Origin of the sequence: Moraxella sp. CTOTU47915, assembly GCF_031986685.1 — a bacterium.
Lineage (GTDB): Bacteria > Pseudomonadota > Gammaproteobacteria > Pseudomonadales > Moraxellaceae > Faucicola > Faucicola tetraodonis.
Genome location: NZ_DAMAAE010000001.1, coordinates 306,084 through 330,214, shown reverse-complemented (window position 1 = coordinate 330,214; position 24,131 = coordinate 306,084). Strand labels below are relative to the sequence as shown.

22 protein-coding genes and 1 pseudogene are annotated in these 24,131 nt (G+C 44.2%); 13 read left to right on the top strand and 10 right to left on the bottom strand.

Features of this window, described 5'->3' with window-relative positions:
* The 3 genes from nuoM (at nucleotide 1) to RTL34_RS01485 (ending at nucleotide 4,072) form a co-directional block, all read left to right on the top strand.
* Nucleotides 1-1,587 (top strand): NADH-quinone oxidoreductase subunit M, encoded by a 1,587-nt coding sequence (nuoM, locus tag RTL34_RS01495; RefSeq protein WP_312114015.1) that lies wholly within the window; start codon nucleotides 1-3, stop codon nucleotides 1,585-1,587.
* Nucleotides 1,588-3,108 (top strand): NADH-quinone oxidoreductase subunit N, encoded by a 1,521-nt coding sequence (locus tag RTL34_RS01490; protein WP_060996377.1) that lies wholly within the window; start codon nucleotides 1,588-1,590, stop codon nucleotides 3,106-3,108.
* 94 nt (nucleotides 3,109-3,202) lie between these two features.
* A complete protein-coding gene (locus tag RTL34_RS01485) occupies nucleotides 3,203-4,072 on the top strand; it encodes a ferredoxin--NADP reductase (protein ID WP_312114011.1) in 870 nt (289 codons plus the stop codon).
* Nucleotides 4,073-4,160: 88 nt separating this feature from the next.
* Here the strand turns inward: RTL34_RS01485 and RTL34_RS01480 are convergent, their stop codons facing one another.
* The gene (locus RTL34_RS01480) at nucleotides 4,161-4,877 is read right to left on the bottom strand and encodes a hypothetical protein (RefSeq protein ID WP_312114009.1); all 717 of its coding nucleotides are present in this window, start codon (nucleotides 4,875-4,877) and stop codon (nucleotides 4,161-4,163) included.
* A 344-nt stretch (nucleotides 4,878-5,221) separates the two neighbouring features.
* Here RTL34_RS01480 and RTL34_RS01475 point away from each other — a divergent pair, with 344 nt between their 5' ends.
* From RTL34_RS01475 to RTL34_RS01460, 4 genes are all read left to right on the top strand, one after another.
* The gene (locus RTL34_RS01475) at nucleotides 5,222-6,091 is read left to right on the top strand and encodes an energy transducer TonB (protein ID WP_312114008.1); all 870 of its coding nucleotides are present in this window, start codon (nucleotides 5,222-5,224) and stop codon (nucleotides 6,089-6,091) included.
* A gap of 30 nt (nucleotides 6,092-6,121) precedes the next feature.
* Complete coding sequence (locus RTL34_RS01470) at nucleotides 6,122-6,826, top strand: HAD family hydrolase (RefSeq protein ID WP_312114006.1); 705 nt, start codon at nucleotides 6,122-6,124, stop codon at nucleotides 6,824-6,826.
* Nucleotides 6,827-6,927: 101 nt separating this feature from the next.
* Nucleotides 6,928-8,023 (top strand): peptide chain release factor 2 gene (gene prfB, locus RTL34_RS01465; RefSeq protein WP_099807750.1). Its coding sequence is split into 2 segments (ribosomal slippage): nucleotides 6,928-6,999 and nucleotides 7,001-8,023, totalling 1,095 coding nucleotides; the frame shifts between segments, so codons are not numbered across the junction.
* 105 nt (nucleotides 8,024-8,128) lie between these two features.
* Nucleotides 8,129-8,665, top strand: a complete 537-nt coding sequence (locus tag RTL34_RS01460) for a gamma carbonic anhydrase family protein (RefSeq protein ID WP_096488635.1) — start codon at nucleotides 8,129-8,131, stop codon at nucleotides 8,663-8,665.
* 81 nt (nucleotides 8,666-8,746) lie between these two features.
* Here the strand turns inward: RTL34_RS01460 and RTL34_RS01455 are convergent, their stop codons facing one another.
* The 3 genes from RTL34_RS01455 to asd all read right to left on the bottom strand — a co-directional run bounded on the left by RTL34_RS01455 (nucleotide 8,747) and on the right by asd (nucleotide 13,428).
* Nucleotides 8,747-10,252 carry a hypothetical protein gene (locus tag RTL34_RS01455; RefSeq protein ID WP_312114001.1) on the bottom strand — a complete coding sequence of 502 codons (1,506 nt, stop codon included), beginning with the start codon at nucleotides 10,250-10,252 and terminating at the stop codon, nucleotides 8,747-8,749.
* A 157-nt stretch (nucleotides 10,253-10,409) separates the two neighbouring features.
* Entirely contained in the window at nucleotides 10,410-11,843 is a 1,434-nt protein-coding gene (locus RTL34_RS01450; RefSeq protein ID WP_312113999.1) for a type IV pilus assembly protein FimV, read from the bottom strand.
* A 442-nt stretch (nucleotides 11,844-12,285) separates the two neighbouring features.
* On the bottom strand, nucleotides 12,286-13,428 hold the full coding sequence (gene asd / locus RTL34_RS01445) for an aspartate-semialdehyde dehydrogenase (protein ID WP_312113997.1): 1,143 nt from the start codon (nucleotides 13,426-13,428) through the stop codon (nucleotides 12,286-12,288).
* 317 nt (nucleotides 13,429-13,745) lie between these two features.
* Between asd and RTL34_RS01440 the strand changes: the two are divergent.
* The 5 genes and pseudogenes from RTL34_RS01440 to RTL34_RS01420 all read left to right on the top strand — a co-directional run bounded on the left by RTL34_RS01440 (nucleotide 13,746) and on the right by RTL34_RS01420 (nucleotide 17,836).
* Nucleotides 13,746-14,822 (top strand): annotated as a pseudogene (locus tag RTL34_RS01440) (endonuclease/exonuclease/phosphatase family protein).
* Between the two features lie 556 nt (nucleotides 14,823-15,378).
* The gene (rpe, locus tag RTL34_RS01435; protein ID WP_312113996.1) at nucleotides 15,379-16,131 is read left to right on the top strand and encodes a ribulose-phosphate 3-epimerase; all 753 of its coding nucleotides are present in this window, start codon (nucleotides 15,379-15,381) and stop codon (nucleotides 16,129-16,131) included.
* A gap of 35 nt (nucleotides 16,132-16,166) precedes the next feature.
* A complete protein-coding gene (locus tag RTL34_RS01430; protein ID WP_188875439.1) occupies nucleotides 16,167-16,475 on the top strand; it encodes a hypothetical protein in 309 nt (102 codons plus the stop codon).
* Nucleotides 16,476-16,592: 117 nt separating this feature from the next.
* Nucleotides 16,593-16,913 carry a hypothetical protein gene (locus RTL34_RS01425; protein ID WP_007115494.1) on the top strand — a complete coding sequence of 107 codons (321 nt, stop codon included), beginning with the start codon at nucleotides 16,593-16,595 and terminating at the stop codon, nucleotides 16,911-16,913.
* 200 nt (nucleotides 16,914-17,113) lie between these two features.
* A complete protein-coding gene (locus tag RTL34_RS01420; RefSeq protein ID WP_203171622.1) occupies nucleotides 17,114-17,836 on the top strand; it encodes a hypothetical protein in 723 nt (240 codons plus the stop codon).
* A gap of 96 nt (nucleotides 17,837-17,932) precedes the next feature.
* On the opposite strand, the gene rluB is transcribed toward RTL34_RS01420, so the two are convergent.
* A complete protein-coding gene (rluB, locus tag RTL34_RS01415) occupies nucleotides 17,933-18,796 on the bottom strand; it encodes a 23S rRNA pseudouridine(2605) synthase RluB (protein WP_036591148.1) in 864 nt (287 codons plus the stop codon).
* 234 nt (nucleotides 18,797-19,030) lie between these two features.
* Here rluB and RTL34_RS01410 point away from each other — a divergent pair, with 234 nt between their 5' ends.
* Nucleotides 19,031-19,729: a DUF805 domain-containing protein gene (locus RTL34_RS01410; protein ID WP_099833685.1), complete on the top strand. Its 699-nt coding sequence runs from the start codon at nucleotides 19,031-19,033 to the stop codon at nucleotides 19,727-19,729.
* Nucleotides 19,730-19,782: 53 nt separating this feature from the next.
* On the opposite strand, the gene scpB is transcribed toward RTL34_RS01410, so the two are convergent.
* The 5 genes from scpB to RTL34_RS01385 form a co-directional block, all read right to left on the bottom strand.
* Nucleotides 19,783-20,328, bottom strand: coding sequence for an SMC-Scp complex subunit ScpB (scpB, locus tag RTL34_RS01405; protein WP_065252380.1), 546 nt, complete (start codon nucleotides 20,326-20,328; stop codon nucleotides 19,783-19,785).
* Nucleotides 20,325-21,113 carry a segregation and condensation protein A gene (locus tag RTL34_RS01400; RefSeq protein WP_312114255.1) on the bottom strand — a complete coding sequence of 263 codons (789 nt, stop codon included), beginning with the start codon at nucleotides 21,111-21,113 and terminating at the stop codon, nucleotides 20,325-20,327. Before RTL34_RS01400 ends, scpB begins: the two co-directional genes overlap by 4 nt.
* Complete coding sequence (locus RTL34_RS01395; RefSeq protein ID WP_312113987.1) at nucleotides 21,113-21,718, bottom strand: O-methyltransferase; 606 nt, start codon at nucleotides 21,716-21,718, stop codon at nucleotides 21,113-21,115. The genes RTL34_RS01400 and RTL34_RS01395 overlap by 1 nt, the downstream gene beginning before the upstream one ends.
* 10 nt (nucleotides 21,719-21,728) lie before the next feature.
* Nucleotides 21,729-22,808, bottom strand: a complete 1,080-nt coding sequence (gene trpS, locus RTL34_RS01390) for a tryptophan--tRNA ligase (protein ID WP_312113985.1) — start codon at nucleotides 22,806-22,808, stop codon at nucleotides 21,729-21,731.
* A gap of 136 nt (nucleotides 22,809-22,944) precedes the next feature.
* A complete protein-coding gene (locus tag RTL34_RS01385) occupies nucleotides 22,945-23,934 on the bottom strand; it encodes an LpxL/LpxP family acyltransferase (protein WP_312114253.1) in 990 nt (329 codons plus the stop codon).
* Nucleotides 23,935-24,131: the final 197 nt, after the last annotated feature.

Sequence of the window (24,131 nt, the reverse complement as noted above, 5' to 3'; positions counted from 1 at the left end):
ATGCAAAATAATCTCTTATTACCCGCCTTGATATTTATTCCAATCATTGCAGGTTTTCTGTGCTGGTTGGTTGAAAAAGTTGATGAACGTTTTCCTCGTTGGATTGCGTTTCTTGGCATGCTATTAACGTTTTTGATTACGGTAGCTATTTGGCAAAACGGTAACTTTATTGGTTCAGCACAAACCATTGCGGAAGTGACTGCTAAACCGACTTGGTTGGCAGAGTTTCAACTATCTTGGATGCCCTCATTGGGGGTCAGTTTCCATCTAGCTATTGATGGGTTATCGCTGTTGATGGTGAGCCTAACAGCCTTCTTAGGTATGATGGCGGTGGCGTGTTCATGGGGTGAGATTACTCGCCGTGTGGGCTTCTTCCATCTTAATCTACTTTGGAGCTTGGGCGGTGTTATTGGTGTTTTCCTAGCAATCGATATGTTCTTGTTCTTCTTCTTTTGGGAGATGATGTTAGTTCCTATCTATTTCTTGATTGCAATCTGGGGACACAATGCGATTGGTGGTAAAACCAAAGAATATGCCGCAACCAAATTCTTTATTTATACCCAAGCATCGGGTCTGATTATGTTGATTGGTATTTTGATTTTGGTGATGATTCATGCATCAACGACAGGTCAAATAACTTTTAACTATATGGACTTGCTCGGTACAGATCTTGGCAAATGGCAATATCCAATCATGCTGATGTTCTTTATTGGCTTTGCGGTTAAATTACCAATTTTCCCACTGCATGGCTGGTTACCCGATGCGCACGCACAAGCACCGACTGCAGGCTCGGTCGATTTGGCTGGTATTTTGATTAAAACTGCGGCGTATGGTTTATTGCGGTTTGTCCTACCATTATTCCCAGAAGCCAGTGCTCAGTTTGCACCGATTGCGATTACCTTGGGCGGTATTGGTATTTTTTATGGGGCTTGGCTTGCGTTTATGCAGCAAGATATCAAGCGGTTACTGGCTTATACCAGTATTTCACACATGGGTTTTGTGGTACTTGCGTTGTATGCCGGTACGTTAATTAGTTTCCAAGGCTTGATGATTCAAATGTTGGCACATGGTCTTAGTTCAGCGGCATTATTTATCATGAGCGGTCAGCTTTATGAGCGTCTACATACCCGTGATTTGAGCCAAATGGGTGGTATGTGGGGTCAAATGCGTTATTACCCACCGTTACTTATGTTCTTTGCCGCGGCATTATTAGGTATTCCAGGTACCGGTAATTTTATTGGTGAGTTCTTAATTCTTCTAGGGTCTTTTGCCTCGCATCCTGTGGCAGTGGTGTTTGCAACCTTTAGCTTAGTCGTTGCAGGTTTATACGCATTAATTATGGTTTATAAAGCATTATTTGGTACGCCAACAGCGACGATTGAAAAAATGTCACCGATGCGTGATATCAATGCGCGTGAAGCGGCAATCTTGTTGGTGCTTGCGTTTGGCTTAGTATGGTTAGGTCTATATCCACAATCATTCTTAGATACCTCTGACCATAGTATGCACTGGATTAGTCAGGCATATCATGTCCAGCAAGTTGCACCTACTGCTCAAGAGCCATTTGCTCATATGGAGGTAAAATAGATGAATCCTATTATTCCATTTGCTAGCAATGTGCTCATGCCATTGTTTCCAATGATTTTAATTTCAATCACCACGGTGGTGGTGATGATTGCCATCGCCATGAAGCGTTCAAATTTTGTGGCAGGTACCATCAGTGTGATTGGCCTTAATGCCGCCTTGTTTGTTGTCCTTATACAATTATTGGGTGGCAATCCTGATAGCATGTTGCATGGTCTGTATGAATTATTTACGCCATCGCAAGGCTTGATTGCTCCCTTATTTGTGGTGGATAGCTTTGCCCAGTTCAATATGGTGATTATTTTAATCAGCTCGCTTGCGTGTTTTACCTTGGCGTATGGTTATATTGGGGGCTATCGCGATAATAAAGAAGAGTTGTATTTGCTACTGCTTATCTCAACATTGGGCGCGCTATTTATGGTATGCGCTGATAACTTAGCTTCTTTCTTTGTCAGCTTAGAGTTATTGTCGGTACCGCTATATGGTATGTTGGCTTATACTTATGCGCGTGGTAAATCGTTAGAAGCGGGTTTTAAATACCTCATTTTATCAGCGACAGCCTCTGCTACCATGTTGATGGGTATGGCATTAATCTACTCAAACACAGGTACTTTGTCATTCCGTCAAATTGGTATGGCAATCGTGCCCATGTTTCAAAATGGTATCGTTATGCCGATTTTGGTGGTGGGGACTGCATTAATGCTATTTGGTATTGCCTTTAAACTCTCAGCAGTACCATTCCATACTTGGACGCCAGACGTTTACCAAGGTGCGCCTGCGCCTGTGGCGACTTTCTTAGGCAGTGTTTCCAAAGTAGCTATGATGGCGCTAGGATTACGTTTCTTATTGTCTACGGCGACCTTAGCCTTGCCAGCAATCAATACCTTGATTGTGGTGATTGCCAGTTTATCGATGATTATCGGTAACGTACTGGCGCTTCGTCAGCACAATATAAAACGTCTGTTAGCCTATTCATCTATTGCGCACATCGGCTATGTGTTAGCGATTATCAGCGCCGTAAAAGTTGAATCAGCAGGTTTTGTCAGCCTGTACATGGCAGTGTATGCGTTTACCACCATTGGTGCGTTCGGTGTCGTGACTATCATGTCAAGCCCATATAAACGTCAGGGTGAAGCAGAGTTGGTTGAAAACTTCCAAGGGATTTTTTGGCAACGTCCTGTGCTAACTGCCGTATTGACTGTGATGCTATTATCATTGGCAGGTATTCCATTGACCGCCGGGTTTATCAGCAAATTCTTTGCGATTTTTGCTACCGTTTCTGCGCAAAGTTGGTGGCTCACTGCCATGATTATCGTGGGTAGTGCAATTAGCTTGTATTACTATCTAAATCTTATGGTCACCTTGTTTAGACGTCCCCAAGAAGTACAGCCGCACGATGCGGTCAATCATTGGGGTATTCAAGCAGGCGGCATCATGGTGTTGTTGGTGACGTTAGCGGTATTGTACTTCGGTATTTTCCCCGAAACATTATCAAAAATTATCACGCTAGTTCGCATATATTAATCCAATTTTAGTACTGCGACATAAAAAAGCGTATCTTAGTTCATTAAGGTACGCTTTTTTGTTTATAATGATGCAAAAAAATGGTCAAAATAACATGTCAGATGATAAAAGTATTCGCGTTAAAGTGATTGAAGTGACCCGTTGGGCGCCCACCTTGCTAAGTTTTAAAGTCACGCGTCCCGATGGCTTTAAATTTACCGCAGGGCAATTTGTTAGGCTCGGTATCCATGGTAAAGATTTGCAATATTTTGCACAAAACCATGAGAGCAAGTTAATAACTTCTAAGAACCAAGATCATGAGGCGCAGGGTTATGAGATGCAAGGTCAGCCCATTGACCTTGATGGCTATGTGTTTCGCGCGTATTCTGTCGCATCTTCGCCCTATGATGAATTTATTGAATTTTTCTCGGTGGTCATTCCTGAGGGGGAATTTACCAGTAAGGTTAATCATATCCAAGTGGGCGATAGTTTATTGCTCAATACCACGCCATTTGGCTATTTGACCTTAGCCCGCTACCAGTTACCCCTGCCCAATGATTTATGGTTGCTGGCAACAGGCACGGGTTTAGCACCATTTTTATCGATTTTAAAGACCATCGAGGTATGGCAGCAATATCAGCGCATTATTTTGGTGTACAGCGCACGCACCTCGCAAGAGCTTGCTTATCAAGCAGAGATTGGGTCGATTAAGTCAATCTATGGCGACAATGGGGCAGCGTTTGTATTCTTGCCTATTGTCACGCGGGAAGCGGATTATGCCGGGGAAAAAGCGCGGGTTCCTAACTTGATATTGTCGGGCAAGTTAACCGAGTTGGTAGGGCAAAAACTGGATAAAGAGCGCAGTCACGTGATGCTATGTGGTAACCCGCAAATGGTCGAAGATACCAAAGAAGCCTTAAAATCGATTGGATTGACCATGAATCGCCGCGGTGAAGGCAATATCGCCGTTGAAAACTATTGGTAATCACCTCGTTAATTGCCAAAACACAATCGGTAAAAAAATTGGTGAAACAAAAGCGGTAAAGGATGAGGGTTGATACCGATGAAAAATACTAAGCTGCTTTTGTGGCGTTATTAGTCACTGCAGGATTATCCGCTTCAGTAATCAATTGGTCATTACTACCTATGTTGAGAATTTCACCGACGTTGGCATTGGCTCTCATTAGGAGCTGCTGTTCAGCAAGATAGCCATGATTAACTTGCACCTTGCGCAGCGTCGCCATGATTTTTTCGTTTTTCTTCAGCCAGCGACCAATATCGAGATACAAGATATCATCTTTTTGGTGCACCAAATTGATTTTCTCCAAAATCATGCCGAGCGGGTCTTTCTTTAACACCCGTTTAAAAAACCAAAGCGCTGTATGAATCGCTTTTGATTTAACATACGAATCTGAATACAAGCCAATGACATCAGTGTCAGTCAATTGCTGAAATACCAGGCGCTGGCGATAACGGTCAAATTGGGCATGTACCACACCTAAATTGACAGCAAGGTCAGCGTAGATGCCTTTATAGTTAACCGTTGCATACAGTCGAAGCCAGCCTTCATGAATCTCCAGATGCATACTCAATATCGCTTTGACTTTTTCAACCACAAATTTTTGAATGGCCTCGTTTAGCTGTTTTTCGGTGGCGGGCACGATAAACTCTTGACCGGCAAAATCCTCAATTTTTTCATACCACGTTTGCGATTTTTGCATCAGTTCACGTGCGATTTCTTCAGAATGGGTGGCAAAAAATTCATCCAGTTGCGTTTTGCTTGTTATCACGATCGTTTCTCAGTTTTTTTATAATTGTATTGAAAGCTATTATTGTAGTCAGTTTTTGGGCATTGTAAAGTTGCTAATCAACTTGTGGTTCTGTCTACAAAAAATCTTGTAACATTGATTACTAAACATTGATTGCTAACAGCTAATCGCTCACCACTGATTGCTAATGGTGTATGAATTTAGCTTCAGCCAAGGTTTGATTTAATCTATACTATCTGCGCGTTATAATACATGAGTGATTTGTATTTTTTTTAGTAAGGTTGTGGAGATAGCGTCGTCATCGCTCAAAGGGTTATATTTTGGTGCATAGCAAAGACAGTCACAGTTATCTTTTTCAAAAGTTAATGCCATATACCGCGTCTGGCAAAGACAGCGTCATGCTATTTGCTACCATTATGGCGGTGGCAATTCATGCGGCTGTTATTTTTGGTATCCAATTTGAAGATAAAAGCTCACCAACCGCAGCGGTGCAAGAAGTCACCACGGTGTTGACCGAAAATCTGCAAAAAAATGAAAAAGCCGATTTTATCGCCAATGCCGGCCAGCAAGGTGGCGGTGAGCCCAACGAAAAGCTACGGCTTGAAAACAATACCATGAGCCCTTTAGAAGACGAGGCAATCAATGAAACCGATGATATCGTGAGTCAAGAACGCCAAACGCGCCAAGAAGCGTTTCAAGAAAGTTATCTACGTACCACGTTAAGCTTTGAAAAAATCCGCAGAGAAAATAATAATAAAAAACAAGATGATAGCGAAAATCTAGCCGCGCAAGAACAGCGAGTACAGGCACAAATTGCCACCCTTGAAACCAAAATCAGCAGTAACCGCCAATTACTAGCCAAAAAATCTGCGGTCAAAACTATCAGCAGCAACTCCACCACCACGGGTGAAGCCGCGCGCTATATCGAGAATTTTCGCCAACAAGCCTATCATATTGGTAACCAGCAATATCCCCAAGAAGCCCGCGCCAAAGGCATCAAAGGCGATGTCATGCTGATGGTGATTATCGAGCCTAACGGGCAAGTCAAATCTATCAAAGTGTTACAGTCATCAGGCTCTACCATCTTGGATGAAGCAGCAAAAAATTCGGTGCGTAAAGCCGCGCCATTTGGTAAGTTCTCAAAACAAATGCAAGATTATTTGGAGCTGCGCATTATCCGTACTTGGCGATTTGGTGATACCTTAACCGTCGATGACCAAAACCCCGCAATTTAACTTTTCAATAACTATGCTAAAGGCTATCCTATGTCAACCGTACTACACAAAGAATTGGCGCTATTTGACCTCGATAACACCCTCATTGATACCGATAGTGACTATATGTGGGGCGAGTTTTTGGTCAAACATAATCTGGTAGAAGAATCGCTGTATCGTGCTAAAAATCGGGAGTTTTATGAGCACTATATCGCAGGAACGCTCGATGCGGTCGTCTATAATGAGTTTGTGGCAGGCTTTTTAAAACAGCATACCTTAGCCCAATTACACGAATGGCGTGAGCAATATTTGCAAGATGAAATCGCACCAAACGTACGCCCAAAGGCGGTTAACGCTATCCAATCACATTTACAAGCAGGGCACGATGTGGTGGTAATTTCTGCCACCAATGCCTTTGTGGTCAAAGCAATTGCTAACAAATTATTTTTGGTAGCGGAAGATAATATTTTAGCCACTGAGCTTGAAGTCACCGAGCAGGGGTACACAGGTAAAGTCGCAGGACAGCCAAACTTTAAAGAAGGCAAAATCATTCATTTAAAAAATTGGATTGCCCAAAAAAATGCGCGAGGTATTACTTATACCAAAACCTACGCCTATTCGGATTCAAAAAATGATTTGCCGTTATTAGAATGGGCGGATGTAGCGATTGCGGTATGCCCCGATGATACTCTACACGCGCATGCCTTAGCGCATCATTGGGCGGTGGAAGATTGGTCGATAAAAGCACAGGTGTAGTGGGCAACAGCCAAGATGAATGGCGACAGCTAAGATGAATCCAGTAACAGATTCAGGTATAATGGCGCATTTTTCATAGTAACACGTTAAGGTAACCTCGCATGGAAATCAACCCGTATTTAGAGCATATCAAAGACTTAACTGACCGTGGCAACCAGCTTCGGGGGTATCTTTGACATCGAAGCCAAGCAAGAGCGTTTGGAAGAAGTCAATTTAGAGCTTGAAAACCCAGAATTGTGGAACGACCCAGAGCGTGCCACCAAAATCAGTAAAGAAAAATCGCAGCTTGATAATGTCATTGGCGTGATTACCGCTTTAGATGACAAGTTAGAAGACGCCAAAGCCATGATTGACTTAGCGGTGGAAGCCGATGATGCGACGCTATTGGCAGACGTACAAGCGGAACTCGATGAGGCCGAAGCCAAAGTCGCAGATTTAGAATTTAAACGTATGTTTAGCGGTGAGATGGATGGCAACAACTGCTATGTTGATATCCAGTCAGGCTCAGGCGGTACCGAAGCCCAAGACTGGGCAGAGATGCTGCTGCGGATGTATTTACGTTGGTGTGAATCACATGGCTTTAAAGCCGAAATCATGGAACTATCAGCAGGTGGTGTCGCAGGGATTAAAAGCGCATCGATTCATGTCAAAGGTGACTATGCGTTTGGCTGGTTACGTACCGAAATCGGCGTGCATCGTTTGGTAAGAAAATCACCGTTTGATAGCAACAACGGTCGCCACACGTCGTTTGCAGCGGTGTTTGTATCGCCTGAAATTGATGATAATATCGAGATTGATATCAATCCTGCCGATTTACGCATCGATACTTATCGCTCAAGCGGTGCAGGCGGTCAGCACGTTAATACCACCGACTCTGCGGTGCGTATCACCCACCAACCGACAGGGATTGTGGTTGCGTGTCAAAATGAACGTAGCCAACATGCCAACAAAGACACGGCAATGAAAATGTTACGTGCCAAACTGTACGAGCGTGAAATGATGCAGCGTATGGAAAAGCAACAAGCGCTAGAAGAAACCAAATCGGATATTGGTTGGGGTAGTCAAATTCGCTCGTATGTGCTCGATGACTCGCGGATTAAGGATTTGCGTACAGGGGTGGAAACGTCCAATACCCAAGCGGTGCTGGATGGTGATTTGGATAAATTTATCGAAGCGAGCCTAAAAGCAGGGCTTTGATTTAACTGCGTTGCCTACAATAACCCATTGCTAATTTATCCGCACTTGCTAAAATTAGAGGGTCAATTTTTTAGTTGACGCGCTTTTTTTTCATAAGGATTTGATATGCTGTACCAATGGCAAGACAAAAAACCCACCTATCAAGCACCCTTCACAGGCTGGGTCGCAGACTCGGCTGAAATCATCGGCGATGTACATCTAGCTGATAACGTCAGTGTGTGGTTTGGCGCGGTGATACGCGCGGACAATGCACCGATTTATTTGGGCAAAAATAGTAATGTGCAAGAAAACAGTGTGATACACACTGATGAAGGTATCGCCGTCACCATTGGCGAAGGCGTGACGATTGGGCATTTGGCGATGCTACACGGCTGCACTGTTGGTGATAATAGCTTGATTGGTATCGGTGCGATTGTGCTCAATAATGCCCAAATCGGCAAAAATTGCATCATCGGTGCCAATGCGCTTGTCACCGAAAATATGCAAATCCCAGATAATTCCATCGTGATGGGAAGCCCTGCGAAAGTTGTCAAAACCTTGCCGCAGGGGCGCGAAGTGATGCTTCAACTATCCGCATTACATTATGTTGAAAAAGCCCATGCTTTTAAAACGGGACTTACACCCATAGCGATTGAGTATTAAGTTGTTATAAAGTAATTCAAAAAAAATTAGACCAAAAAAAAGGATAGTCAATTTACTATCCTTTTTTTATGCAGAACATGATTAAGCGATACGTTGTCTTAACGCTGCCGCACGCTCTAGCAATGCCGGGTTATCGCTATCTTTGATTTCATCAAGCAAGCGTTTGGCACTGTCATATTCCCCTAAATTCACATACTGTTCTGCCAAATCTACGTTTAGCGTATCCGTGTCGATATCCTTAATGACATCGAGTATCTCTGATAAATCTTCAACAACTGGCGCAGTTGTTAGGCTTCCCTCATCTGCAATCGATGTCGTTTCAGGACTAGCGATTGGGGTCGTAGTTGTTTGTGTATTTGCTGGAGTAGCTGCCTGAGTAGTTGAGTCATCAAAAGACAAATCAAACATGTCATCTGAGATGAGTAGCGAATCAGATGGGTTAGGGGCGTTGACTTCTGCCAAGTCAACGACCGATGGGGTAGCAGGCTTGGCTAGTGAAGCCGCTTCTGCTTGGCGTAGTAATTCATCATCCAAAGCAAACGATGCAATATCTGTGGCTTCATCACTGGCAACCGGTACAGAAGTCACCGCATCAGAAGTTAGATTGCTAGATGCTTTAATATCTGACGTGTCAAAGCTTAAGGCTGCTTCTGTAGTAGCGTCATTGGTTGGAGTAACCGCTGGCTCAGCGTTCAAATCAAAGTCGAAATCAAACTCATCTGCGCTTTCGTGAGTGCTCGGTGCAGCCGTTGGGGTCGTTATCATTGGTTCTAAAGCAGTAGCAGTAGGTGTTGATTGCGTCTCTGGTAAACTAAAGTCAAAGTCAAAATCGCTGTCGCTAATAGCATTGTTATTGACGTTACTTGCCGAAGTGGTGGTTACAGGTTCATCTATCGGCGCAAAAATTTCGGTAGGCGATTCTAGGACAGGGGCAGCGACAGTCGCAGCGGTCGCGGGCTGTTTGCTAGGTAGATCAAAATCAAAATCGTCAAAAGTTAACTCATTTGATTGTGATTGCGCCACTGTGGTCTCGGTAGTAGGCTCAGTTGCCGTGGGGACAGGGGCTATTTTGGTTTCAGGTACATCGAGTGCAAAGTCAAAATCTGACTCGTTATCGGCTTTGCTGCTAATACCATCAACTGGGTTCGCTGGCTGTGCCACTTGAGTGACGGTCGGCCTGACAACATGTAAGGTACTGTTGATTGCGGGTTTATCACTGTCTTGTTTAAACCCTGGCAAATCAAAATCAAGTCCATCAGGTTCAACCGCTTCAGCGGTATGGGTCATCGCTGCGCTGCGTGCGTTTATCGATTGTTCTTCATCTACCAGCGTTTTTAGGTTATTGGCTTGGGCGTTGAGATTGAGGGTTTGAGCAGCCTGCAAAGTCGATTGCGGCAGGTTAGGCGCAGCATATGGGCTTGGTTGCTGTGATTGACGTTGCAGTTCTAGTTCGCGTTGCTGCTCAGCCAAGGTTTTTGGACGTTTGACTTGGGTCTGAGTATCAACTGTCGTCTGGTTTTTACCTTTTTTCATCAAGAAAACGCCAGTAACAATTACCAAAATCACCACTGCTGCGATACCTATCATTATCGGATCCATCTTTCACCTCATCGTTACGGTAGATAGTTATCATTAGGGCATAGCAAGATATAAGCTACCGCTTTATGCGACTAATGAATCACCACAAATTTGTTGTACGGTATGAAATGACACAGCACACAGGCAATATCATCCACGCGCTGTATTATTTTTTGTTTAACTCTTTTAAGCGTTTTTCTAATTGGGCAAGCTTGGTGTTTTGTATTTTCAAGCGATTTTCCGCGCCTACTAAGTCTTGATTGAGTTTGTTAACTTTAGTGGCTTGCTGGGCGGTGGCTTGGCGTTTTTGCTGCACTTGCGCCGCTACTTGGGATGGCATCGCTTTGCCTAATTTGTTGTTGGTACTTTGACCCTGCACTGAACCATTGGTATGATTAGGTGCGATGATGGTCATTTCAGATTTTTTAGTCGCTGCGTATGGCCGCGGTGTTTTTTGTGCTTTACGTGTCTTTTTTGTCGTTTTTAGGGTGGCTGGTTGTTTAGCAGCAGATTTTTTGCTCGGGACGCGTTTTTTGTTTTGACGATATTGTTGTCGCGCTTTATTGGCCGATTTTATCCCAATTTGTGAAGGGACTACTTTATATTTTGGGATTTGTAATGGGGTATTGGCGACAAGTTTGGTTGGGTCGTTATCGGGGAACGCGGTCGGGTTGGCTGCCATGATATCTGCCATCACTTGATCGACATCTTTGCGGTTTGCCGCTGCGATATTACTGGCGATGGTCCAAAGGTTGTCATTGCGCTGTAGTGTATAAGTGGTTGTCTCGCCAATGATTTGCGGGTTTTTGGCGCTATACTTAAATTTGGATTTGTCTGAAGGTTGATTGCCATAACCAGCTGCTGGGCTTGGTAATTGATTGTCTGCAGTGTTTGTTTGGATGGGGTTTTGCGTTTGTGGCACGGCTGGGGTATAGACAGTGCCATTTGGCCGAATAGCTCGAACCGTTCGCGTCTCTTGGATACGCAGGTAGTCACTGTTTTCGCTAGCCAGCGTCACTGGGGCGGCGCCAGCGGGCATACCAGTTGTAGGTAAATTAGGCAGCTGGTTGATGGTGGTTGATGGTAACATTATCGGCTGCATGGGCATAGGGTCGGGCGACATAACAGGCAACTGCACAGGATTGGCCGAACCTATGACGATGTTTTGCGCGGGTGATTGAAAAGCCGTGGTATTGGCTTGCGTGGTGATTTTTTGTGCGCTGTCGATGGGCATCAACAAGGTTTTTGGCAGCGTTTTGGTTACGCCATTTTCCGTGATATTGAGCACCACATCGGTAAATGGGGCATTAATCGCACGTTTGGTGGTCAATACAATCTGACCGCCATTGCTACTGGTTGGGACAAATTTGATTTGAATATCGGCATCTTTTGACAAGCCTAGCTGGCGATACACATCAGCTTGGGCGACTTTGACAGAAAAAGTTCTTGGATTGATATCACTGACATTAATACTGGCGTTTAAAGGTTGGTTTTGTTGGGTTTGTACATAAGTATCGCCAATATTGACAGCATAAGCAACAATGGGAAGCGATAAAGGAAAACCCAATACCAATTGTACAGAGTATTTTTGCCAAGACATAAAAAATCCTTGCTGAAGGTATCACAGTATAGTTATGGGTGTTAAAAAATGCCTACTTGTGTGGTCGCATGGTAGTCAATATACCGACAGGCAATATTCAAACATCAAATTAATCGATAGTCCAACAACTTGACAAAAGTTTCAGTCAAATTATCTGCTCAACTTTACACTTTTTGTCCAAAACTCTCAATAGTCTGGCTCGCTTATTATTGGCATAAAGCCCGCTGTTGATAGCAATTTGAGCGTGGATTGATGCTTGGATAATGACGCTGTACTATCAATACCCTGACAATACCCTGACAATACCCTGATAACGGCAATCCCTGTTTACTGGTCATGGCGTTTTTTAGGGATAAATAAGGGATTAACACTATCAGGTTTATCTACTCAGGCATAAAAAAACACGCCTTAATAAGCGTGTTTTTTTTATAAAACCTTGGGTTTATAATTGATTGCGGATAATCGCAAGGGTGCGGCGTAATGGCTCTGCCGCGCCCCATAACAATTGATCGCCCACGGTAAAGGCAGATAAATATTCGCCCCCTAGATTCATCTTACGAAGACGACCTACGGCAACTTTAAGGGTGCCAGTGACCGCGACTGGGGTTAAACGCTCAACGCTTGCTGCTTTGTCATTTTCTACCACATCTAGCCACTCATTACCACTGTTACGAAGCGCAGCTTCAATTTCTTCTAGCGGGATGTCTTTTTTTAGTTTGATGGTCAAGCCTTGTGAGTGACAACGCATGGCACCGATACGCACGCAGATACCATCAATCGGCACAATGTTGGCATTAGTCTTGTCTGCATCATTGCCTAAGATTTTGTTGGTTTCAACACAGCCTTTCCACTCTTCTTTTGATTGACCGTTTTCTAGTTGTACATCAATGTATGGAATTAAGCTACCAGCAAGCGGTGCACCAAAGTATTGTTTTGGGAACTCGCTACTACGTTGTAATTCGGCTACTTTACGGTCAATCTCTAAAATTGCGCCTGCCGGATTATTGAGTTCGTCTGCGACGCCATCATGGATGTAGCCCATGCCTTTGATAAGCTCACGCATGTTGTTGGCGCCCGCACCACTTGCCGCTTGGTAAGTCATCGCAGATACCCATTCAACCCAATCACGTTTGAACAACTCGCCAATCGCCATCAACATCAAAGATACCGTACAGTTACCACCGATAAAGTCTTTTTGACCATTTTTGATAGCGTCATCAATGACATTGCGGTTGACTGGGTCTAGGACGATGACGCTATTGTCCGCCATACGCAGGGTGCTTGCTGCATCAATCCAGTAACCTGTCCAGCCTTTATCACGTAGCGGTTGATGGACTTCTTTAGTATAGTCACCGCCTTGACAGGTAATAATGGCATCACAAGCCGCTAAAGCCGCTAAGTCATGCGCATCTTCAAGCTTGCTAGGGGCAATGCCATTTGGGGTAGGGGCATCACCACCGGCATTACTGGTAGAGAAAAACACTGGGGTAATCCCTTCAAAGTCGTTTTCATCCATCATACGTTGCATTAATACCGAACCGACCATTCCACGCCATCCGACCAAACCTACGCGTAGCTGACTCATGATAACCCTTCCTTACTGTAAACAAAATAAAATAAATAGTGCAGAAAATCCACATTGATTTTTCAATTAGTAACCTGTTACCTTGCCTGTATTTGTAATGTTTTGCAAGTGAATTTTTTTTTACATGGGGCATCTATTTAGCTATAGATGGTAGGCTGATAGCGATGTCAGGGTGAAAAATAGCGTTTGGCAACACAACTGCAATTTATCAGCCATATTTTTGTGGCTACTATATCGCCATACTAATGATAACAAGCTAATGATAACAAGCTAATATTGACCAATGTGAACCGCAATATAACATGAAAGGATAGACAATGACGCTGTTGTTACAGTTGCTAGCAGGTTTTGTGGTTTTTGCAACTTTTTGGGCAACCATCCCTAGGTTTGAATGGTGGTTTAGGATTGCTGATTTTCCCAGAAATCAATTGATTTTTTTTGGGGTAGTGGCGCTCATTGGCTTACTTTGGCTGGGCGCTTTTGACAGTCGTTGGCAAATTGGATTGATTTTACTGCTGCTTATTGCGCTGGCTATGCAAGCGTACATGGTGTTGCCTTATACGTTTTTGTGGAAGAAACAAGTGCAAACGGCACAGCCAAAATCACGCGATTATCAAGTGAAATTGTTGGTTGCCAATGTGTTGACGACCAATCCAAATAAACAAGCTTTGATTGACCTTATCCATACCCATCAACCCGATATTGTATTGACACTAGAAACTGACCAAGTGTGGCAAGACGCTTTAAGCCCCATTGAGGCTGACTATCCATTTAACGTCAAAGTACCACTCGATAATTTGTATGGTATGCATTTGTACTCAAAGCTTGAGCTTATCAATCCCTAAGTAAAATATCTGGTGGTTGATGATATCCCATCGATTCATACCCAAGTTCGCCTAGCAATGGGGAAAGTTGTTTGGCTATACTGCTTGCACCCCATGCCACCGAGTCCAACCGAAGCCGATAAATCGGTGACACGGGATGCTGAGCTGTTAATGGTAGGCAAACATATCAACGCCAACGATTTGACGGTGATTGTTGCAGGTGATCTCAATGATGTGGCGTGGTCACATACCACACGCATGTTCCAGCGTATCTCAGGCCTACTAGACCCTCGCATTGGGCGTAAATTCATCAATACCTTTCATGCCAGTTACCCATTTTTGCGCTGGGCGCTTGACCATGTTTTTCATAGCAATCACTTCACGCTGGTATCGATGGCGCGTATGCCGAACATTGGCTCCGACCATTTTCCTGTGCTGACTACTTTACAATATGAACCTGAAGTCATGGATGAGCAGCCTGAACCTTTGCCAAGCATCGCCGATCACCAGGAGGCGAAAGAAACCATCAAAGAAGGCGTCAAAGAAGGCGAAAAGCTATCCGAATCTTAGAATGATAGCGCTAGTGATGCTAGCAAATTATTGAAAGGCTCATGAGAAAGCTAACAGCGGGCAAGCTAAAACTCCATGTAAGCATTTGCTTACAACAGATTCCGATTTTTGCGGCTAGTAACCAACCGTGCAACAACCTACAATGAACTCATCAACACAAGGATGATACCAAGGAATGGTAGTGTTGAGACGCTCAGGATGAGTAATATCATGGAAAGCCAATAATAATAACATAGTTGACATGAAGTGCCCTAAAACCCAAGTCTATTGCCCTAAGACTTGGGTTTTATCTTTTTTGGTACTTATCAATCATAATCTAGCCTAATTTAGCATAGTCTAGCTACCTTGTTTTGACTACTTGAATGTAAATTTTGTAAGCCTTATGACGGTGTTTATTTTCATGGGCAGCAAATAATCGCTGTCAATAGTCACAGTTAGCAAATAATAGCCACCAAATAATAGCCACCGAGTAATAGTCACCAAATAGTCGAAGTTTTTTAAAATAATCTTTGCTAAAATATCCGCACTTTTTAATCAAAGCTGACGGACAATGACGATGAACCAGTCTGAAATTCTTGAAGACTCACCTAAACAAGCCCCTAGTAACTTTGCCCATTCCAACAATGATAGCCAATTTTTGATTGCCCCTTCGATTTTGTCGGCAGATTTTGCCCGTCTGGGCGAGGAGGTCGAGAAGGTTATTGCCGCAGGTGCGGACGTGGTGCATTTTGACGTGATGGACAATCATTATGTCCCAAATTTAACCTTTGGTAGCATGATTTGTCAGGCACTGCGTGATTATGGGGTAACTGCGCCGATAGATGTGCATTTGATGGTGTCACCGGTTGATAGTATGATTGAGCAGTTCTTAAAAGCCGGCGCCAGCATCATTACCTTTCACCCAGAAGCCACGCAACATGTCGATCGCTCTTTACAGCTCATCAAAGATGGGGGCGCTGACTGTGGACTGGTGCTGAATCCTGCCACGCCGCTACACTATCTAGACTATGTGATGGATAAAGTTGACCAGATTTTATTGATGAGTGTTAACCCAGGGTTTGGTGGGCAAGCATTTATTGATGGTACCCTCAAAAAAATTGAAGCGGTGCGCGAAATGATTAGGCTATCGGGTCGCGATATTCGCCTTGAAGTCGATGGCGGTATCAAAGCCAGTAATATTCGTGCGGTAGCCGAAGCAGGGGCTGATATGTTTGTCGCAGGTTCAGCGATATTTAACCAACCTGATTATCCCCAAGCGATTGATGCGATGCGTGCCGAACTGGCTTTGGTCGGTCGCTTGCCAGCGTAAATGCTACACAAGCAATGATACACAAGGAAATTGGTATGGACGTTCAATCCCCGTCTTTAGTACCCAAAGGTCTGACAATTGGGCTGGCAATATTTGCGGTGTTGCTAGGGTTGGCAGGTTTTGGGTTTAGGTTGATGTTTGGCGATAGTTTATCATCAATGCTGCCCTCACTGGTGAGTACCATTGCGATTTTTTGGCTAGGTATTCCACTGGCTTTTGTCGTGGGCTCGAAGGTGTTAAATCGCTACTCAGGGCGTGCACCGATTCAAAATCGCAATGCGTTAACCTTGGGTTTGTTATTTAGCTGTGTGGCGATGCTATGGATGATGGCGGCATATTCGTAACGGTTCGCTCGGTAAGTCGGTACCCATCAAGACATTGAGATTAACGCCACAAATTGATGCTAGACATTGACGCTATACATAACACCAATCCTCAGTAATTATTTAGGAATTTATTGAATGGCATTGCCACATTATACTAAGCAAGAATTATCGATTTATCCCAGCAATCTTCCAAAAGGCTTAATCAACACACTGATAGTTGCTTGCTTGCTGTTAGGGTTGGCGGCTTTACGCAGTAGCAAGGGAATGCAAGGCTGGCTCAATGTCATCGAAAATTGGGTGTTTATGCTATTGTGGATTCCGCTTGCCGTCACCCTTTGCGCATTACCTTTTAAGTTACGAGATGACAGTTTTGAGCTTAAACTGGCGTATTATCTCGGCATGTTTGTGGCATTCTTATTTGAAATCAATAAACTTCGCTATTGGCATACCATGTAAACATGACGATTTAGGGTAGCAGTTAATAGCTAAAAGTAATAGCTAAAAGTTTTGCGCAATACTTTTTTTCGACCGATGAATTTTTAGGTTTAGCCAACGCTAACATGCTTGAATTTTTAAACAGTTGCAATCATAGTAATGCTATATTTGCTTTTTATAGGCAGGCTGTTATTGTATAGACAAGCTGTTAGGGCGTATAGATGAATATTTTGCTCGGTATATTGTTGACTGTATTGATAAGCTTTTTGGTGTATCGATGGATAAGGCTGGCTTGGTATAAACTGCATGATATGGCGGGTATTGAGGTCGGTATGTCTCAATATTCTGTGCCGCCCACCGCATCACTGGCAAAACCAGAAACCATGCGCTTGGCGTACCAATCAAACCTGCCAATTCCCAATACCTTCGGTAGTGATAGCCGTTTTGAGTTGATGCCACGTGCTAGCAAAAATGCAAGCAATAAAAAATGGTTTAAAGCAAAAAATCAACAACCGCGATTATCTTCACCTTCGATTTTAGGTATTGATGGCGCGTCAATTGAACGTATGCCAACCGCTGCCGTGATGCTGCTTGATACCATCCATGACAAACTTATTCGTTATCAGGCGTGGCAACGTGACCAAAGCCAGTCAGCCAATCAACCAGACCACCCGCAAACCCAATGGTTGACTGAAAATAAGTTTGTGGTCAATCGCTTGATAGAGCAGACGATTCCCGAAGCTGTACACCAGTATGACCAAATTGCCAAATATCATCCCAGTCAGCTCAATCAAAAAATTCAGGGGGAGATGACCGCAGGCGAGATGCTCATTGAGGTATTGGCTCGGGTCAATCTGCAATTAGATGAATTGCTCAATGAGATGTTTCATGAAGTCAGCCAGCAATTTGCGTCAACTTACCGCTATGTCAAAAATCGCACGTAGTCGATGGTAGATTAACATTGGTACATTAAAATGAAAAAAGCGTATCAATTTGATACGCTTTTTTTGTAAGTTGCTTTTTTGTAAGTTTTATAGCGGTTAGCTACTTCTTTTTTCTTTATCGCGGCGTAAGTGATGACCGCCGCGGCGCGCTTTTAGCGGTTTTTTCTCAAAGCGTTCTTGGCGGCGTTTGGCAATGCCGTAAAGCCCTGTGCCTTGGCGCGGACGAATGTTGACAAGACCTGCTAAGGTGTCAATCTCACGGCGATCTAGTTCAAGATAACGACCCGTGCGAAGTTCCCTTGGGAGACTGACAGAGCCGTAACGGATACGCAGTAATCGGCTTACTTTTAAGCCTTGCGATTCAAATAAGCGGCGTACTTCACGATTGCGACCTTCTTTGAGTTTGACTTGGTACCATTTGTTGATACCTTCACCGCCTTTTTCAACGATGTCATCAAACTGTGCCATACCATCTTCTAGCATGACACCTCGTTTGAGATTTAAGATAATCTCAGGGGTGACTTCGCCCATCACACGCACCGCATATTCGCGCTCTATTTCATTTGATGGGTGCATCAGACGGTGAGCCAGTTCACCATCATTGGTAAATAGCAATAAACCTGTTGAGTTGATGTCCAACCGACCCACCATTACCCAGCGGTCATGATTTAGGGGTGGCAGGCGCTCAAACACCGTGGGACGACCTTCTGGGTCATGGGCTGAGCAAATTTCGCCTTCTGGCTTGTAATACATCAAGATACGGCGGCGTTTTTCGTTTTCTGCGGTATAACGTAGCAAACGTCCATCGACTCGGATTTCATCGCCCTGTCCGACACGGTCGCCAATGGTAGCGACAGTGCCGTTAACACTGACGCGACCTTCGCGAATCACATCTTCCATTTGACGGCGCGAACCTAAGCCTAGACGGGCGAGGGCTTTTTGCAGTTTTTCGTCTTTCATTCAATAATCCTTTAATAGGTAGCAACATTTCACAATGTTGTGCTAGCATGAAACTTCATGCCTGTGCCTATTGTAGGACAAGCGATGGTTGAATGCTAGTATAAAGTCATGTGGCTAAATTTTAACCAGTATTTTAACCAAAAATTTAACATAAATAATGTCACATTGTAAAAATTATTTTACGTTATAATTATCGACATAAGTAAATCAATAACAACACAAGGAATAATAACAATGAAAGGGCAAATAGCCAATTTCTCGCCGCAACATGGGCAAGGTATCATCATGGGGGATGACGGCAAAAATTACCCATTTATTAGCCAACAATGGCAACAAGCCACGGCACCGATAGCAGGACAACAAGTAGAATTTAGTGTCGATGCGCAGGGTTATGCGGTGGCAGTTGTCGGTCTTGCCGCAGGCAATACAATCAATCTGAACAAACCGATGGATAGCATGATTGCGCCCATCCCTCACGGCTATACAGACAACCCTACAACTGCCAACTATGGTCAAGTTATTCACACAGCGGGCATGAATGCTGTCAATCCAGCATGGGCGATTGAAGAAAATTATGGCTTTTTTGATTGGGTTAAAAAAAGTCTCAGCAATTATGCCAATTTTAAAGGGCGCGCTAGACGTAAAGAATATTGGTATTTTTATTTGGCGTGGCTCATGTTGTATCTGGGTGGGGCAATCATCGATTATATGATTGGCACCGATGGCATTGTGGCGGGGCTTATTGCTTTGGCGTTGGTGATTCCCAATATCGCAGTAGCTGTTCGCCGTTTACATGATGTTAATAAATCAGGCTGGTGGATGCTGATTGCTTTTATCCCCGTCATTGGCGGAATTGTGCTGCTGGTGTGGTATTGCACAGATACCAAGCCGAATGTCAACCAGTGGGGCGCCCCTGCTCGCCGTTTGCCTTGAGGCAGGCTGTTGTTGAGGCAGGGTTTTTAAGAAGCTGCCCAGTCGGCAGCTTTTTATATCTCAAGCTGTTGCACATCAGCTAGCTTTGGTAAATCTTGCAAGCTTTTAAGCCCAAAGGCGGCTAAAAACGCTGCGGTGGTATGCAGTAGTGCAGGACGTCCTAGCGTATCGCGAAAGCCTTGCTCAATAATCCAGCCCTTATCAAATAGTTGCCGTAGGATATTGCTCGATACAGTCACGCCACGAATTTGCTCAATATCGCCACGCGTCACCGGTTGTTTATAAGCAATCACGCTTAACGTCTCTAATAGCGCTTGACTTAAGGTTTCTTGACGCTGGGGAAAAACTTGCTGAATAAGTGGGCTAAAGTCATTGGCGATTTGCAATCGGTAGCCGCTCGCGGTATCCGCTAAGGTTAACGCGCCTTGTGATAGACGCTGCTGCAAGACTGTGAGCGCCATGCTCAGTTGGTTTGGATTAATCGATAGCCAGTGACATAGCTGTTTGGCAGTAATCGGGGTTTCTGAGGCATGTAAAATCGCTTCGATAGATTTGCTATGCTGCTGGGCAAGCTGATGTTGTTGGTTAAAATCGGTCATGACGATGCCCATATCAAGGTTAGTTCGCTTACATCGGAAGCGTTGTCATCCTCTTGTGCGACAAATTTTAGCATCCGCTGTTTGGCTAATTCCAAAATGGCGACAAAACTCACCACCACACCCAGTTTGCCTTGTGATTTATCTAATATATCGTGGAAAGTGCCTTGACCACGGCTTGCCAACATATGGCTAATGCTTGCCATACGCTCTGCCAAAGGCACGATATCAGCTTTGACGTGGTGCATTTGGTAATCGGGTTTTAGCTGCATTTTGGTTAAACTGTCGGCAAGCATGGTGGCAGGATAGGGTGCAATCTCTTTGGCTAATATATCAGGACTTGGCAAACTGGCGTATGCCAAAAACACATCGCGCTCAAGCCGCATTAACGCATCGATACGCTGACTGGCGTGTTTGATTTGGGCGTATTGTTCAAGTCTGTCAATCAGCTGCTTGGTGGGGGTTTTTTCATACTCTGGCCGTTGGGGACTTGGTAGTAACAATTCGCTTTTGATAGCAATTAAGGTACTTGCCATTAGCAAATAATCGCCTGCCAATTCAAAATGATTGTCATCCAACTCATCAATATAAGTCAGGTACTGCTCGGTAATCGGCAAAATCGCTGTGGTGGTGATATCAAAGTTATTTTTTTTGACTAAGTACAACAAAAAATCCAGCGGACCTTCAAACTGTTCCAGCCAAATGGCAAAGGCTTCAGGCGGAATATAGAGGTCTTCGGGCAGACTTTGAACAGGCGTCTCAAAAATTCGAATGGCTAAATTGGTCACTACTGTCGAACCGCCACAAACAATCCTGCCCCAATTGATAGGGTAGAGCACAGATAGTTGCTGTCCTGTTCAAAGGCTGACAAAAACGCTGCTACTTCATCGGCATGAGAAATCACATTATCGACAATCAGCATATCACCAAAGGTCAGTAACCGCTTAAAGTCAGCCACATAGTCAACATAAAACCTACGCTCTGCGTCCAAGAAAATCACATCAAAATGGGCAGTTGACTGACGTAAAAAATCCTTCGCATCGACTTGTTGTAGCGTGATATTGTGGTCAAACTGCAAGGTGCGCAGGTGATTGCGCGCGGTTAGTAATCGCCATTCATCGATATCAATCGATGTCAATGTGGCAGTATCCTCGGTATTGGCGCGATTGATTTGGGCTAACGCATAGCCTAACCATAGGGTAGAATAGCCCGTTGATGTACCGATTTCTAATATATTTTTAGCCCGTTTACTGATAACCAGACTGGCAAGAAACTCGGCTGAATCAGGCTCAAGGTGGCGATGTCGGTTGAGACGGTTGGGCTGCGCATCGTCAAAGGCTTTATCGGTTTGATAAAGCCTATCGGTATAGGCTTTAAAGTGTGCAAATGACATGAGTGGCTCGTTATTTTTTGAGTTTGGCAAGAGGTTTAATACCAATGGCTTTTCGTACTTTTTCAAGGCGTTTGCGCGCATCACGGCGGGCTTTTTCTGCACCCATTTGTAGGATTTCTTCCAATTCTTTTGGATTCGCCATCAATTCATTGTAACGAGCACGGAAAGGGGCAATTTCGCTGTTAATTTTTTCAAACAACATTTCTTTGGCATCGCCCCAACCGATACCTTGCTCAAAACGTTGACGCAGTAGTTGTTGTTCTTCTGTGCTAGCGAATGCACGATAAATCTCAAAAATCGTGGATTCATCGGGGTTTTTGGGTTCTTCTGGCAATTGTGAATTGGTGACAATACGCATGATGGCTTTTCGCAGCGCTTTTTCACCATCTACTTGTGGGTCGTCGCCAAATAACGGAATGGTATTGCCATAGCTTTTTGACATTTTACGACCATCAAGCCCCGTCAGTAGCGGCGTGTCATCATCTACCATGGCTTCGGGCAATACAAAAATCGGTTTTTCCGGGTCACAATAGCGAAAATTAAAGGTACCTGCTATATCACGTGCCATCTCGATATGTTGGATTTGGTCTTTGCCCACAGGGACATGGGTGGCATTGAACATCAAAATATCTGCAGCCATTAGCACAGGATAACTAAATAACCCCATCGAAATGCCAAAATCAGGGTCAGTGTCTGGCGTTTCACGGTTAGCATCTACGGCGGCTTTGTAGGCGTGAGCACGGTTCATCAAACCTTTAGCACAGTTACAGTTGAGTACCCAAGTTAGCTCTGGAATTTCGATAATGTCCGACTGGCGATAAAACACCACCCGTTCAGGGTCGAGACCACATGCAAGCCACGTAGCTGCAATTGCCTTGGTCGATGCATGAATCGCCTCAGGGTCATGGCATTTGATAAGTGCGTGCAAATCCGCCAAGAAAAAATAAGCGTCGCTTTCTCCCGTAATTGCGCCTTGTATAGCAGATTGTATGGCTGGGCGAATGGCACCGACATAGTTGCCAAGATGGGGAATACCACTGGTGGTAATACCGGTTAAAATGCGGCGCGGCGCGGCTGTTTTATCATTCATATTCAAAATTCCAAACAAAAGCAAAAAAAGTACAAAATAGGCAAAAAAATTGTCCGTTAGTATAGCGGTTTTTGTCTACAAATTCATGCCAAAAATTGGCTGAGCCCCATGAGCCACATGACTCGCATGAGCAAAATTAGCGGTAATAGCGGATACCGGTAGGCTGGGTTTTATAGCGCCGATGAAACCACATGTATTGGGTCGGGTCGATACGGATATAATTTTCTAATAGCTGATTGATGCGATTGGCATCCGCTAATTCATCTTCGGTTGGGTAGTTGTCAATGATAGGCGAGAAGATGATGTGATAATGCGGTTTGCGACCTTTTGGCATCTCATCCGGGGTTTCACGATAAAAATGCAATATCATCACGGCAGGCGGATTGGCTTTATTGCCGAGTTTTGCCATACGACGTGGTGCGGTCAAGGTGGCAGCGGGTACCCCAAAAAAGTCTGCCATCACGCCTTGTTTAAGCCCAAAATCTTGGTCGGGGGTGATCCATACCACATGATTGTCTTTAAGATTTTTGGCAAAATGGCGCATATCGCGATGACTGATTTGATCGCTATAAACCTTGGCGCGCGCGTTAAAAATAAACCAATCAAGCAGTGCATTGTTTTGCGGTCGATACACCACATCCAGCGGGGTAAACATGGTGGTCAGTCGTCCACCCAAATCGAGCAAAGTTGAATGGATGCCGAGTAAAATCACCGCTTTACCTTGCGATTGGGCGTTTTTGACATGGTGCAGCCCTGATACGGTGACACAGCGGGTAAATACATCAGGTCGATACCACGCACACAGACTCTCAAACACACCCACACCGGCATTGATAAAAATCTTCTCTGCCATTTCTAAACGCTGATCTTCGCTGAGTTCTGGAAACGCCAATGACAAATTGGTCAAAGTATCGGCTCGGCGGCTTTTAATCAGTCCAAATAACAATTTTCCCAAAAAATGACCGATTTTAAATTGATAGCGCAACGGCAAATAAATCAATGGCAAAATCAGCGCGACCCCAAGCCAAATCCCCCAATATTGCGGCAACAAAAACTGCCACTGAAAAGGCTTACGCGCTGTACGGTTATCTGATTGCAGTTTTTGCAACTCGCTCACCTTTGGCATGCCTTCAAGTGTTACAGTTGACTGATGTAGCAGATTGGCATCGGCATTACTGGCAGTATCAACCGGAGGCATTTTGGCTGTTGGGTCAAACATTTGGGGCTTATGATTTTGGGTTGGTTTCATAGGGTATGTTTCATTAAAAAAAGCATAAAAAAATATAAGAAAAGACATAAAAAATGCAAAAATAAATGCCGTGG

Excerpts from the sequence above, each read along its gene's own strand:
- nuoM (WP_312114015.1), top strand. The coding sequence starts at position 1 with ATGCAAAATAATCTCTTATTACCCGCCTTGATATTTATTCCAATCATT.
- RTL34_RS01490 (WP_060996377.1), top strand. The coding sequence starts at position 1,588 with ATGAATCCTATTATTCCATTTGCTAGCAATGTGCTCATGCCATTGTTT.
- RTL34_RS01485 (WP_312114011.1), top strand. The coding sequence starts at position 3,203 with ATGTCAGATGATAAAAGTATTCGCGTTAAAGTGATTGAAGTGACCCGT.
- RTL34_RS01475 (WP_312114008.1), top strand. The coding sequence starts at position 5,222 with ATGCCATATACCGCGTCTGGCAAAGACAGCGTCATGCTATTTGCTACC.
- RTL34_RS01470 (WP_312114006.1), top strand. The coding sequence starts at position 6,122 with ATGTCAACCGTACTACACAAAGAATTGGCGCTATTTGACCTCGATAAC.
- RTL34_RS01460 (WP_096488635.1), top strand. The coding sequence starts at position 8,129 with ATGCTGTACCAATGGCAAGACAAAAAACCCACCTATCAAGCACCCTTC.
- RTL34_RS01455 (WP_312114001.1), bottom strand. The coding sequence starts at position 10,252 with ATGATAGGTATCGCAGCAGTGGTGATTTTGGTAATTGTTACTGGCGTT.
- RTL34_RS01450 (WP_312113999.1), bottom strand. The coding sequence starts at position 11,843 with ATGTCTTGGCAAAAATACTCTGTACAATTGGTATTGGGTTTTCCTTTA.
- asd (WP_312113997.1), bottom strand. The coding sequence starts at position 13,428 with ATGAGTCAGCTACGCGTAGGTTTGGTCGGATGGCGTGGAATGGTCGGT.
- rpe (WP_312113996.1), top strand. The coding sequence starts at position 15,379 with ATGAACCAGTCTGAAATTCTTGAAGACTCACCTAAACAAGCCCCTAGT.
- RTL34_RS01430 (WP_188875439.1), top strand. The coding sequence starts at position 16,167 with ATGGACGTTCAATCCCCGTCTTTAGTACCCAAAGGTCTGACAATTGGG.
- RTL34_RS01425 (WP_007115494.1), top strand. The coding sequence starts at position 16,593 with ATGGCATTGCCACATTATACTAAGCAAGAATTATCGATTTATCCCAGC.
- RTL34_RS01420 (WP_203171622.1), top strand. The coding sequence starts at position 17,114 with ATGAATATTTTGCTCGGTATATTGTTGACTGTATTGATAAGCTTTTTG.
- rluB (WP_036591148.1), bottom strand. The coding sequence starts at position 18,796 with ATGAAAGACGAAAAACTGCAAAAAGCCCTCGCCCGTCTAGGCTTAGGT.
- RTL34_RS01410 (WP_099833685.1), top strand. The coding sequence starts at position 19,031 with ATGAAAGGGCAAATAGCCAATTTCTCGCCGCAACATGGGCAAGGTATC.
- scpB (WP_065252380.1), bottom strand. The coding sequence starts at position 20,328 with ATGACCGATTTTAACCAACAACATCAGCTTGCCCAGCAGCATAGCAAA.
- RTL34_RS01395 (WP_312113987.1), bottom strand. The coding sequence starts at position 21,718 with ATGTCATTTGCACACTTTAAAGCCTATACCGATAGGCTTTATCAAACC.
- trpS (WP_312113985.1), bottom strand. The coding sequence starts at position 22,808 with ATGAATGATAAAACAGCCGCGCCGCGCCGCATTTTAACCGGTATTACC.
- RTL34_RS01385 (WP_312114253.1), bottom strand. The coding sequence starts at position 23,934 with ATGCCAAAGGTGAGCGAGTTGCAAAAACTGCAATCAGATAACCGTACA.